The sequence below is a fragment of the Bradyrhizobium sp. UFLA05-112 genome, from assembly GCF_053572325.1.
Genome location: NZ_JBANBK010000009.1, coordinates 101,795 through 113,853 on the forward strand (window position 1 = coordinate 101,795; position 12,059 = coordinate 113,853).

The window sequence follows — 12,059 nt, forward strand, 5'->3', positions numbered from 1 at the left end:
CATAAATGTTCCCTCTTCGTTCGCGCGCTCTCGCGAATCGGCTAGAAGGACTACATGAACGAGATCATTTTTACCGCTGGCGACTGGCCGGTGCGCACCGTGGATGCGCTGATCGGCTTCGGTGTGCTGGCCCTCATCCTGCTCCTCGTGATCGCCATCGTGATTGCGCGCGGCTCGCGGCGGGGCGCGGAACTCGCCATGGCCCAGACCATCCGGGCCGACGAGCTGGAGGAGCGCCTGAGCCAGATGCTGCACGCCCAGAGCGAGGCGTCGGGCCGCGTCGACGCCATGGCGCAGGCGCTCGCCGGCCGCCAGGCCGAGATGGCGCGCGCGGTCAACGAGCGGCTGGATTCGGTCACCCATCGCGTCGGCCAGTCCATGGAGCATACGACCCGCAACACCATGGAGAGCCTGCGGGCGCTGCACGAGCGGCTCGGGATCATCGACAGCGCGCATAAGAACCTCACCGACCTGACCACGCAGGTGACGACCTTGCGCGACGTGCTCGCCAACAAGCAGTCGCGCGGCGCGTTCGGCCAGGCGCGGATGGAAGCGATCGTCCAGGACGGGCTGCCGAAGGGCTCCTACGAGTTCCAGTTCACGCTCTCGACCGGCAAGCGGCCCGACTGCGTGGTGTTCCTGCCCGACCAGCGCCCGCTCTGCATCGACGCCAAATTTCCGCTGGAGGCGATGACTGCGCTGCACGACGCGCGCACCGACGAGGAGCGGCGCATCGCCACGCAGCGGCTGCGCGGCGACGTGATGAAGCATGTCAGCGACATCTCCGAAAAATATCTCGTCACCGGCGAGACCCAGGAGATGGCGCTGATGTTCGTGCCGTCGGAGTCGGTCTATGCCGAAATCCACGATGGCTTCGACGACGTGATCCAGAAGGCCTATCGCGCCCGCGTCGTGCTGGTGTCGCCCTCGCTGCTGATGCTCGCAATCCAGGTCATGCAGCAGATCATGAAGGACGCGCGCATGCGCGACGCCGCCGACCAGATCCGTACCGAGGTGATCAAGCTCGGCGACGATCTCGGTCGCCTGCGCGATCGCGTGCTGAAACTGCAGAAGCACTTTGCCGACGTGAACGAGGACGTGCGCCAGGTCCTGATCTCGGCCGACAAGATCGAGAAGCGCGCCGGCCGCATCGAGGAGCTCGATTTCAGCAAGACTGACGCGCCGGAGGGGCCGCGGCTCGTCGCAAGCGGCCCAGAGCTGTTCCCGCGCAAGCTGCAAGCGGGGGAGTGATCGTCTTAGATGAAGTAACCTGCCGCCCGCTGTCGTCGCCCGGCTTGACCGGGCGACCCAGTATCCCAGAGACGTCAGATGAGCGCACGCTGCTACTACGTCTACATTCTGGCCAGCAAGATCGGTGGAACGCTTTATATCGGTGTGACAAATGATTTGGTCCGCCGGGTGGCCGAGCACAGGCTGAAATTGGTCGAGAGCTTTACGAAGGAATACGACGTCCTGAAGCTGGTCTATTTCGAGCAGTTCGATGATCCCGAGAATGCGATCAAGCGGGAGAAGCGCCTCAAGAAATGGAAGCGCGCATGGAAGATCGCGCTGATCGAAAAGGACAATCCCGACTGGAACGATCTCTACCCGGGGATCGCTGGTCCTCCATAACTGCGGTCTCTGGAATACTGGGTCGCCCGGTCAAGCCGGGCGACGACACCTCACTTGTGGCCGTCAGAATCTGCTAACACCCCTCCATGACCGCACCTGACGCGACTTCCGGAACCGCTCCCGCGACTACCGATGCTCCCGCCACTTCCTGGCGCGAGAGCCTGGCCGTGTACCTGCAGCCGCGGGTGCTGATCGTGCTGTTTCTCGGCTTCTCCTCCGGCCTGCCGCTGGCGCTGTCGGGCTCGACGCTGCTGGTGTGGATGCGGGAGTCCGGCGTCGATCTCGGGACCATCGGGCTGTTTGCGCTGGTCGGCACGCCCTATACGCTGAAGTTTATCTGGGCACCGCTGGTGGATGCGCTGCATGTGCCGCTGTTCACCCGCGCCTTCGGGCGCCGCCGCGGCTGGCTGCTGTTCTCGCAGCTCTTGCTGATCATCTCGATCCTGCTGCTGGCGCTGACCGATCCTGCGCGCTCGCCGTTCTTCGTCGCGCTCGGCGCCTTGCTGGTGGCAACGACGTCCTCGACACAGGACATCGTGGTCGACGCCTTCCGCGTCGAGAGCCTGCCCGAGAGCGAGCAGGCGGCCGGCATGGCGTCCTATGTGGCGGCCTATCGCATCGGCATGCTGGTCTCGACCGCAGGCGCGCTGTTCATCGTATCCGGCTTCGAAAGCACCGGCATTCCGAAGCCGTCCGCGTGGATGTGGGGCTATGTGGTGATGGCGGCGATGGTGCTGATCGGCACGATCACCGCGCTGCTCGCCACTGAGCCCGCACAATCGGCAAAGGCGGAGGCCGCAACGCAGACCGAGACGGCATTCGCGCGCGTCCTGCACGCCGCGATCGGCGCCTTCTCGGAATTTCTGTCGCGCAAGGATGCGTTCGCTGCGCTCGCTTTCGTGGTGCTGTTCAAGTTCACCGATGCATTCTCCGGCACCATGACGGCCCCGTTCGTGATCGACCTCGGCTTCTCCCGCAACGACTATGCCGCGATCGTGAAGGGCGTCGGCCTTGCCGCGACTCTGATCGGCGGTTTTGCCGGCGGTTTCGTCGCGCGGCGCTATTCGCTGGCAACGAGCCTGTGGATCGGCGGCGTGGTGCAGGCGATTGCCAACCTGTCCTTCTCATGGCTTGCGCTGGTCGGCACCAACCAATGGGCGCTCGCCTTTGCGATCACCTGCGAGAACTTCACCAGCGCCATCGGCACCGTGATCTTCGTCGCCTATCTCTCCGCGCTGTGCCAGAACCCGCTGCACACGGCGACGCAATATGCGCTGCTCACCGCGCTGGCCGCGGTCGGGCGCACCTATCTGTCGTCAGGCGCCGGCTTCGTGGCGAAGATGACGGGATGGCCGCTGTTCTTCATGATCTGCGTGGTGGTCGCGGTGCCGAGCCTGATCCTGCTCGCATATTTGCAGAAGCGCGGACATTTCGAGACGCTGGGGCCGGTCAGGGTGTAGCGCTGCGGTGGCCGCCGTAGGGTGGGCAAAGCTGAGCGTGCCCACCTCTTCTGTTGCAATCGTGCAAAGATGGTGGGCACGGCGCAAGCGCGCCTTTGCCCACCCTACGGCAGCTGCCTTCGCGGCGAGCCGCCCCCAACTACTTCTTCACCAGGCTCCACTTCGTGATCACGGCTTCGCTCATCTGGCCGGGATCGCTGGCGCAGGTGACTTCGTCGACCTTCACGGAAATTTCCTTGCCGACGAATGATTTCAGCTGCGTGGCCTGCGCGTCACTGGAGGTGACGAGCTGGAATGTCTCGGGACCGGTCTCGAGATTGCACAACCCGCTCGGCGCCGGCAGGCGGCGTGGCTCGGACGTGATCTGGTAGGTCGCAACCTTCTTGCCATTCTTGACGTCGCGCACGCGCATGGTGTTCAGCTCGCCGGAGAGCACCTCGCCGTTGCTGATCGGCTTGCCGGGCTTTGACGGCGGGGGCGCCTCATCCTCCTGTTGCGCGGAGACGGCCGGCGTCACCAGCGTCATCATCGTCGCGACCAAAGCCAACCGTCTGGCGAATCGTTTCGTCATGTCGTCCGTTCCGTCGTCTTAAGGGAATAGCTAGAACAGGGTCCGCTGCCGCATTGCTGCCGATAGCGTACCTTCATCGAGATAATCAAGTTCTCCGCCAACCGGCACGCCATGGGCGAGCCGCGTCACCTTGACGTTGGCGTCCTGGAGCAGGTCAGTGATGTAATGCGCCGTGGTCTGGCCGTCCACCGTCGCGTTCAGCGCCAAGATGATCTCGTGTACCTGCGGATCATGCGCGCGGGCGACCAGCGCGTCGATGGTGAGGTCCTGCGGTCCGACGCCGTCGAGCGGCGACAATGTCGCGCCAAGCACGTGATAGCGCCCTTGCGTCGCATTGGCCCGCTCCAGCGCCCAGAGATCGGCGACGTCGGCGACCACGACGATGATGGCGCCATCGCGCCGCGGGTCGGTGCAGACCGTGCAGGGACTTTGCGTATCGATATTGCCGCAGGTCTTGCACACCTGGACCTTGTCGAGCGCGACCTGCAAGGCGGCGGAGAGTGGCATCATCAGCGCTTCGCGCTTCTTGATCAGATGCAGCGCGGCGCGCCGCGCCGAGCGCGGCCCCAAACCGGGCAGCCGCGCCAGAAGCTGGATCAGGCGTTCGATCTCGGGACCGGCAACGGCTCCCATGTCACTGGCCGAACAGGCCCGGCGGCAGGCCGAGTCCGCCGGTGAGCGCCTGCATCTTCTCCTGCATGGCGGCTTCCGCCTTGCGGCGCGCATCGCCCAATGCGGTGACGAGCAGATCCTCCAGCACCTCGCGCTCCTCGGCCTTCATCAGCGAGGGATCGATCCTGACGCCCTTGACGTCCATCTTCGCGGTCATGCGCACCGCAACCAGGCCGCCGCCGGATATGCCCTCGACCTCGACATTGCCGAGCTCGTCCTGCATCGCCTGCATCTTGGATTGCAGCTGCGCCGCCTGCTTCATCATGCCGAGAAAATCAGCCATGGGTGTTCGTCCTTGGAAAGATAGGCTCAGAGATCGTCGTCGCCGTCGGAACCGTCGGGCGGATCGTCACTGCCATAGTCGGCGTTAATATTGGATTCCGGCGTCTCGGGGGCAAGCCTGCGGACCTCGACCACCTTGGCGCCGGGGAAGCGCGACAGCACCTCCTGCACCCGTGGATCGGCCTCGGCGGTCCGCGCGTGCTCCTGCTTGGCGGCCTGGTTGACCGAGCGCAGCGTCGGCTGGCCCTGCTCGTTGGACACGATCACCGTCCAGCGGCGACCGGTCCAGAGCTCGAATTTGCGCGCCAGCTCGGAAATCATGGTCTTGGAGGCGTTGGGCTCGAGCGCAACCTCCAGCCGGCCCTCCTCGAAACGGACGAGGCGCATATCGGCTTCGAGCGCGCCCTTGGTCATGAGGTCGCGCTTCTGGCCGGCGAGCGCGACGAGCTGGGTAAAGCTCGTGATACGCAGCGCGGGCGCCGAGCCCTGAGTCTCCGGCGCGGGCGCTGCCATTTGCGGCCGCGCACCACCACCGAACGAGGACGGCGACGACGGCGCGCGCACCGGCGCCGCCGAGGCAACCGGCGCGGTCGGCGTACTGCGCGCAGCGCTTCCGCCGCTCACGATCGGCGAACCACCACCGTTCTGTTCCAGCATCCTGATCGCTTCGTCCGGCGTCGGCAGGTCGGCGACATAGGCGATGCGGACCAGCACCATCTCCGCGGCGGCTGCCGGGCGCGTTGCGGCCTGCACCTCGGTGATGCCCTTGAGCAGCATCTGCCACATCCGCGACAAGACGCGCATCGAGATCTTCGACGCAAAGTCGCGCGCGCGCAGCCGCTCGGTCTCGCCATAGGCGACGTTGTCGGCGGTGGCCGGCACGATCTTGACGCGGGTGACGAAGTTGACGAACTCGGCGAGATCCGAGAGCACGACGATCGGATCGGCACCGGTGTCGTACTGGTCGCGGAACTCCTTGAAGGCTGACGCGATGTCGGCGCGGACCAGCGAATCGAAGAGGTCGATGACGCGGGTGCGGTCGGCAAGCCCCAGCATCTGCCGCACGGCGTCGGCCTTCACCTGGCCGGCCGCATGCGCGATCGCCTGGTCGAGCAGCGACAGCGAATCGCGCACGGAACCTTCCGCCGCGCGGGCGATGATGCCGAGCGCCTCCGGCTCGATCTCGACGCCTTCCTTCGCGGCGATGTTGGCAAGGTGCTTCATCAGCACGTCGGCCTCGACCCGGCGCAGGTCGAAGCGCTGACAGCGCGACAGCACCGTGACCGGAACCTTGCGGATCTCGGTGGTCGCGAACACGAACTTGGCGTGCTCCGGCGGCTCCTCCAGCGTCTTCAGGAAGGCGTTGAACGCCGCCGTCGACAGCATGTGGACTTCGTCGATGATGTAGACCTTGTAGCGGGCGCTGGCCGGCGCATAGCGCACGCTGTCGTTGATCTGGCGGACGTCATCAACGCCGGTGTGCGACGCGGCGTCCATCTCCAGCACGTCCATGTGCCGGCTTTCCATGATGGCCTGGCAATGCACGCCGAGCGTCGGCATGTGGATGGTCGGGCCCTTCACCGAGCCGTCTGGCATCTCGTAGTTGAGCGCGCGGGCGAGGATGCGCGCGGTGGTGGTCTTGCCGACGCCGCGGACGCCGGTGAGGATCCAGGCCTGCGGAATACGCCCGGTTTCGAACGCATTGGAGACGGTGCGGACCACGGCCTCCTGGCCGATCAGATCGTCAAAGCTGGAGGGACGGTATTTGCGCGCCAGCACCCGGTACGGCGTTCCCGGCTGGGCGCCGAGCGCAAAGCCAGCCTGGCTGGCGCTGTCAGGATCGGTGGGGGCGCCAGCGTCGGTCATCGGTCGATCCGCAATGAAATCTCTCTCGGCCGGCTTTTGCGGAAAGGAGCGCGCTGGCGGGGAGTCCCGCCGGCGCAATTCGCTCGAAAAACAGGTAGGAGACTGACGAGCGACCCGATCCGGACCTCGTTAGGGCTGCTTCCTTCCGGACCTGACCCGGTTGGCGAGTGGCTCGTCCACCGCCAATCTCCCGGTCCCTATTTGGGGCCAAAAGGGCCGGAAAGCAAGCGGGTATCGGGTCGGTATCAGCCTGCCCAGCATCCGGGCAAATCCCCGCCCAAAGCGCCAAGAGGCTGTGCTTTCGCTGACAGTGCCGCCTTGGTAAGAACGCTGCCGGAACTTCACCCAATCAGAAAAGCGATAACAAAAATGGTTACACGTCGTGATGTTGCATCGATTGTCGGGCTGGGCGCGGTCGGCGCGGCAATGGCGGCAGGCGCGGTCGCATCCCCGGCGGTGGCGCAGACGGCCCCCGATCCCAGCGAATCCACCTTCGCGCGCATCCGCCGCACCAAGAAGATGCGGATCGGCGCAGTCAATGGCGGTGCGCCCTACTACATGAAGGACCTCGCCAGCGGCCAGTGGAAGGGTTTTTACGTCGACATCGCGAAAGCGCTCGCCGACGACATGGAAGCCGAGCTCGAGATCACCGAGACGACCTGGGGCAATTCGGTGCTCGATCTGCAGTCCAACAAGATCGACATCTTCTTCGGCCTCAACCCGACGCCGAAGCGCGCGCTGGTGGTCGATTTCTCGATTCCCGTCTTCAACAACGCCTTCGGCTTCCTCGCGAAAAAGGATTTCAAGCCGAAGACCTGGGCCGAGCTGAATTCGCCCGACATCAAGATCGCCGTCGACCAGGGCTCCTCGCACGACCAGGTCGTCAGCCGCCTGATCCCGAAGGCGCAGATCTCGCGCCTGAAGACGGCGGATGACGCCACCGCCGCGCTGCAGACCGGCCGCGTCGACGCGCAGTGCCTGATCACCATGCTCTCGCTCACGGTGTTGAAGAAGAATCCCTCGCTCGGTCAGTTCGTGCTGCCGACGCCGATCTTCGCCACCACCTCGAACGCCGGCTTCCGCCGCGAGACCGACAAGACCTGGCGCGACTACGTCAACACCTGGATCGACTTCAACAAGGGCCTCGGCTTCATCCGCACCGCGATCCTCACCAACATGGAGCTCGTGGGGGTGACGGAAGCGGACATTCCGCCGGGCGTGACGTTGTAGTGTGGTGAGATTGGCTCGAGTTCGATCCGCACACTCTGCTGCGCTCCCTCTCCCGCTTGCGGGAGAGGGTTGGGGAGAGGGTATTTCCACAATGAAGAACCCCGATGAGGAGAGAGCCCTCACCCGGCGCTTCGCGCCGACCTCTCCCGCAAGCGGGAGAGGTGCAGCGAGACTGCGGCGCCAGTATTCCAAGCTTTCGACGGCTGAGTAGCGCAACATGTATCAGTGGGACTTCGGCATCCTCTGGGGCTATCGCTGGCTCTTCCTGAACGGGCTCGGCGTCACCGTCGGCTTCACCGTGGTCATCGTGCTGCTCGGGCTGCTGTTCGGCCTCATCGCCGCGCTCGCGATGCTGTCGCGCTTTGGCTGGCTGCGCGGCATTGCGCTGACCTTCGTCGAGGCGTTCCGCTGCACGCCGATCCTGGTGCAGCTGATCTGGTTCTATTACGCGCTGCCGATCCTCGCCGGCGTCGAGATGACGCCGATCACGGCTTCGGCGCTGGCACTGTCGCTCTATGGCGGCTCGTTCTATTCGGAAATCATCCGCGGCGGCATCGTCTCGATCGACAGCGGCCAGTCCGAAGCAGGCGCCGCGCTCGGCATGACGCCGCGCCAGGCCATGATGCGCATCGTCCTGCCCCAGGCGATCAAGCGCATGATCCCGGCGCTGATGAACCAGTCGATCATCCAGTTCAAGAACACCTCGCTGGTCTCGGTGCTCGCGGTGCCCGACCTCGTCTATCAGAGCCAGGTCGCCGCGCATGACAGCTACCGGCCGCTCGAGACCTACACCGCGGTGGCGCTCGCCTATGCCGCGATCCTGATTCCCCTGACCATCATCGTGCGGCGGGGCGAGAAGCGTCTGGCGGTCAGCGAATGAGCGATACGTCCAAAGATACTTGCAAGGATACTTGCAAGATCGAGATCCGCGGCTTGCGCAAAAGCTTCGGCAGCAACGAGGTGCTGAAAAACATCAACCTCGACGTCGCCAAGGGCGGCGTGGTCGCGCTGATCGGGCCGTCGGGCTCCGGCAAGTCGACGCTGCTCCGCTGCATCAACCTGCTGGTCGTGCCCGATGGCGGCAGCGTCCGTGTCGGCGAGACGCGTTTCGCATTCGGTGAAGGCGCGAAGCTGCCTGATGTGAAGACGTTGGCAAAATTCCGCGCCACCACCGGCATGGTGTTCCAGCATTTTAATCTCTTCCCGCACATGACGACCCTCCAGAACGTCATGGAGGGGCCCGTCACGGTGCGCCGCATGCCGAAGGCAGGCGCCGAGAAATTGGCGCGAGCGCAACTGGCAAAGGTCGGGCTTCTGGAAAAGGCCGATCAATATCCGGCGACACTCTCGGGCGGACAGAAGCAGCGCGTCGCTATCGCGCGGGCGCTCGCGATGGAGCCGGACGTGATGCTGTTCGATGAAGCGACCTCCGCGCTCGATCCAGAGCTCGTCGGCGAGGTGCTGGGCGTGATGCAGCAGCTCGCTTCCGAAGGCATGACCATGGTGATCGTGACGCATGAGATCGCCTTTGCCCGCGAGGTCGCGGGCCGCGTGGTGTTCATGCGCGGCGGCGTCGTGGTCGAGGACGGCCCGGCGCGGCAGGTGATCGACAGCCCGCGCGAGGCCGCGACGCGCGCCTTCCTCAGCCATTTCCACCGCACCGGCGCGTTGCCGCCGGCCACCACAGCATCCTGATGTCAGATATCGATCGCGTCTATCTCGTCACCGGTGCCGCCAGCGGTATCGGCCGCGCCACGGCAAAGCTGCTCGCCGCGCCCGGCATTGGGCTCGTTCTGCATACGCGCGCGAACGAGGACGGACTTAGGGCGAGCGCGGCGGACGCCGAAGCATGCGGTGCGGCCGTTGCAACATGTCTCGGCGATCTCGCCAATGAAGTGGCTGTGACGCTTGCATGTGCGACTGCGCATCTCAATTTTGACCGGCTTGACGGATTGATCCTGGTTGGAGGCCACGCCCGCCGCGGCAGTCCGATCGGCACGCCCGCAGATCAATTCCTGCAGGCTATGGACGAATCCGCCCTCGCCTTCACACGTTTCGTCAAGGCCGCGCTTCCGCTCCTGCGTGCAGGCCGCGATGCGCGGATTGTCGCGGTGTCGTCCTTCGTCGCACACGCAATCCGCCCTGATTTCGCGCCCTTCGCGGCAACGGCCGCGAGCCGCGCTGCACTGGAAGCCCTGGTACGGCTCACCGCGGTCGAGCTCGCCGGCGACGGCATCACTGTCAACGCGGTTGCGCCGGGCCTCATCGTCAAGGACAAGCCGAGCGAGAGCCGACTTTCACCCGAGCAGATCGCCGCAACAGAAGCATTGATCCCGATGCGCCGTCGCGGACGGCCGGAGGAAGTGGCCGAGATCATCGCCTTCCTGGCGTCACCGAAGGCATCCTATGTCACCGGCCAGGTCTGGCACGTCAATGGAGGCCTGACATGACCGAAGCGACCGTCGAGCGTCTTAGGCTGTTCCTGATCGAAAGCCCGATCAAGATGGCGCGGCTTCAGGGCGTCGGCAACGTCAAGGGCACAGTGAAGCGCGTGCTGCTCGAGCTCACCGCGAGCGACGGTGTGGTCGGCTGGGGCGAAGCGGCGCCGTGGGAGGTGTTTACGGGAACGCCGGAGGCGGCGTTCTCCGCGCTCGACATCTACTTGCGTCCGATCCTGCTCGGCAAGCCGGTGCGCCGCATCCGCGCGCTGATGGCGGAACTCGAGCGCGCGCTGGTTGGACATGCCGAAGCAAAAGTCGCAATCGAGATGGCGCTGCTCGACATCGTCGGCAAATCGGCGGGACTTTCGGTCGCCGATCTGCTCGGCGGCCGTGTGCGCGACTCGATCCCCCTCTCCTTTTCGATCGCCGATCCCGATTTCGCCGCCGACCTCGAGCGCATGCGCAAAATGGTTCCGGACGGCAACGTCATCTACAAGGTCAAGACCGGCGTGAAGCCGCATCGCGAGGACCTCGATCACCTCGCGGCGATCCGCAAGGAGTTCGGCGACAAGGTCGATCTTCGCGTCGACTACAACCAGGCCTTGGCGCCGTTCGGCGCCATCAAGATCCTGCGCGATATCGAGCAATTTTCGCCGACCTTCATCGAGCAGCCCGTGCCGCGTAGATATCTCGACGTCATGGCACAGCTCACAGCGGAGCTGGAGACACCCGTGCTCGCCGACGAGAGCTGCTTCGAGCGCCGCGACATGATGGACGTGGTGCGCCGGCAAGCTGCTGACGCCGTGTCCATCAAGCTGATGAAGGCCGGCGGCCTGTTCGAGGCGCAAGCCATCATGGCGATCGCCGATGTCGCCGGGCTGCCCGGCTATGGCGGCACGCTGTGGGAAGGCGGCATCGGGCTCGCCGCCGCCACGCAGCTCATCGCGGCAACGCCCGGCATCTCGCTTGGCTGCGAATTCTACATGCCGCACCACGTACTGACCGAGGACGTCCTGGAGGAGCGCATCCCGAACCGAGGCGGCCATGTCGTCGTGCCCGATGGTCCGGGGCTTGGCATCCGCGTCAGCGAAGCCTCAGTCCGCGCCAACGCGCGCGTGCTGGCGGAGGCGTGAGGAGCGTCGGCATGGCCGCCGGCGCCAGCCACAAACTCAATCGTCGTCCCGGGCAAGCGTCAGCGCAGACCCGGGATCCATAACCACAGGATTGAGTTTGGCGAAGACTCGGGGTTACCAACTCGCGCCATGACTCCTTCCTGGGATTATGGGTCCCGGATCTGCGCTCCGCTTCGCTGCGCTTGTCCGGGACGACGATCGAGTATGCGGACTCCGCGGAGCACGATCCTTCCCCTAACGGAATCGCTGTCGTATGGTCGGAGCCAACACTCAGGGGTTCCTGCCCTCGCCGCCCGATCGCGCCGGGCCTTTCGGAAACACTTTCATGCCTGATCCCGCCTGGTCGCTGCACTCCCGCCTGAAAGAGGACACCATCGATATCGGCGACCTGCCGTTGTCGAAAGTGCTGGTCATCAAGGACGCGCATTACCCCTGGCTGTTGCTGGTGCCGCGCCGTGCGGATGCGGTCGAGATCATCGATCTCGACGAGGTCCAGCAGGCGCAATTGATGACGGAGATCACGCGCGTCTCCCGGGCGCTGAAAGAGACCACCAAATGCGACAAGCTCAACGTCGCAGCGCTTGGCAACCTCGTGCCGCAGCTTCACGTGCACATCATCGCGCGCCGCACCAGCGACGCTGCCTGGCCGCGCCCGGTCTGGGGGGTGATGCCGCCGTTGGCGCATGACGCCGAAGAGGTGCAGAACTTCATCAGCGCGCTTCGCCGCAAGATCTGGTTGGGTTGAAAGAACGATTGGGTTGAAAGAACAATA

The 12,059-nt window shown here is 65.0% G+C and carries 13 protein-coding genes and 1 other RNA gene; 9 read left to right on the forward strand and 5 right to left on the reverse strand.

What is annotated here, in order from left to right; translation table 11 throughout:
* Positions 1-54: 54 nt before the first annotated feature.
* The 3 genes from SO180_RS07770 to SO180_RS07780 all read left to right on the forward strand — a co-directional run bounded on the left by SO180_RS07770 (position 55) and on the right by SO180_RS07780 (position 3,092).
* Positions 55-1,251: a DNA recombination protein RmuC gene (locus tag SO180_RS07770; RefSeq protein WP_449378222.1), complete on the forward strand. Its 1,197-nt coding sequence runs from the start codon at positions 55-57 to the stop codon at positions 1,249-1,251.
* 78 nt (positions 1,252-1,329) lie between these two features.
* Positions 1,330-1,632 carry a GIY-YIG nuclease family protein gene (locus tag SO180_RS07775; protein WP_449378223.1) on the forward strand — a complete coding sequence of 101 codons (303 nt, stop codon included), beginning with the start codon at positions 1,330-1,332 and terminating at the stop codon, positions 1,630-1,632.
* Between the two features lie 86 nt (positions 1,633-1,718).
* A complete protein-coding gene (locus tag SO180_RS07780; protein WP_449378224.1) occupies positions 1,719-3,092 on the forward strand; it encodes an AmpG family muropeptide MFS transporter in 1,374 nt (457 codons plus the stop codon).
* A gap of 139 nt (positions 3,093-3,231) precedes the next feature.
* Here the strand turns inward: SO180_RS07780 and SO180_RS07785 are convergent, their stop codons facing one another.
* From SO180_RS07785 to ffs, 5 genes are all read right to left on the reverse strand, one after another.
* Entirely contained in the window at positions 3,232-3,663 is a 432-nt protein-coding gene (locus tag SO180_RS07785) for a hypothetical protein (RefSeq protein ID WP_449378225.1), read from the reverse strand.
* 30 nt (positions 3,664-3,693) lie between these two features.
* Positions 3,694-4,296: a recombination mediator RecR gene (recR, locus tag SO180_RS07790; protein ID WP_284271008.1), complete on the reverse strand. Its 603-nt coding sequence runs from the start codon at positions 4,294-4,296 to the stop codon at positions 3,694-3,696.
* A gap of 1 nt (position 4,297) precedes the next feature.
* On the reverse strand, positions 4,298-4,618 hold the full coding sequence (locus SO180_RS07795; protein ID WP_449378226.1) for a YbaB/EbfC family nucleoid-associated protein: 321 nt from the start codon (positions 4,616-4,618) through the stop codon (positions 4,298-4,300).
* A gap of 26 nt (positions 4,619-4,644) precedes the next feature.
* Positions 4,645-6,483, reverse strand: a complete 1,839-nt coding sequence (locus tag SO180_RS07800) for a DNA polymerase III subunit gamma/tau (protein ID WP_449378227.1) — start codon at positions 6,481-6,483, stop codon at positions 4,645-4,647.
* Positions 6,484-6,577: 94 nt separating this feature from the next.
* An RNA gene (gene ffs, locus SO180_RS07805) (signal recognition particle sRNA small type) lies at positions 6,578-6,674 on the reverse strand.
* A gap of 178 nt (positions 6,675-6,852) precedes the next feature.
* Between ffs and SO180_RS07810 the strand changes: the two genes are divergently transcribed.
* From SO180_RS07810 to SO180_RS07835, 6 genes are all read left to right on the forward strand, one after another.
* Positions 6,853-7,713, forward strand: a complete 861-nt coding sequence (locus SO180_RS07810) for a transporter substrate-binding domain-containing protein (protein ID WP_449378228.1) — start codon at positions 6,853-6,855, stop codon at positions 7,711-7,713.
* Between the two features lie 217 nt (positions 7,714-7,930).
* On the forward strand, positions 7,931-8,593 hold the full coding sequence (locus tag SO180_RS07815) for an amino acid ABC transporter permease (protein WP_254110009.1): 663 nt from the start codon (positions 7,931-7,933) through the stop codon (positions 8,591-8,593).
* Positions 8,590-9,408 carry an amino acid ABC transporter ATP-binding protein gene (locus tag SO180_RS07820; RefSeq protein ID WP_449378229.1) on the forward strand — a complete coding sequence of 273 codons (819 nt, stop codon included), beginning with the start codon at positions 8,590-8,592 and terminating at the stop codon, positions 9,406-9,408. Before SO180_RS07815 ends, SO180_RS07820 begins: the two co-directional genes overlap by 4 nt.
* A complete protein-coding gene (locus SO180_RS07825) occupies positions 9,408-10,163 on the forward strand; it encodes an SDR family NAD(P)-dependent oxidoreductase (protein WP_449378230.1) in 756 nt (251 codons plus the stop codon). The genes SO180_RS07820 and SO180_RS07825 overlap by 1 nt, the downstream gene beginning before the upstream one ends.
* Positions 10,160-11,287 (forward strand): muconate cycloisomerase family protein, encoded by a 1,128-nt coding sequence (locus tag SO180_RS07830; RefSeq protein ID WP_449378231.1) that lies wholly within the window; start codon positions 10,160-10,162, stop codon positions 11,285-11,287. Before SO180_RS07825 ends, SO180_RS07830 begins: the two co-directional genes overlap by 4 nt.
* A 325-nt stretch (positions 11,288-11,612) precedes the next feature.
* Positions 11,613-12,032 (forward strand): HIT domain-containing protein, encoded by a 420-nt coding sequence (locus tag SO180_RS07835; protein WP_449378232.1) that lies wholly within the window; start codon positions 11,613-11,615, stop codon positions 12,030-12,032.
* Positions 12,033-12,059 lie beyond the last annotated feature (27 nt).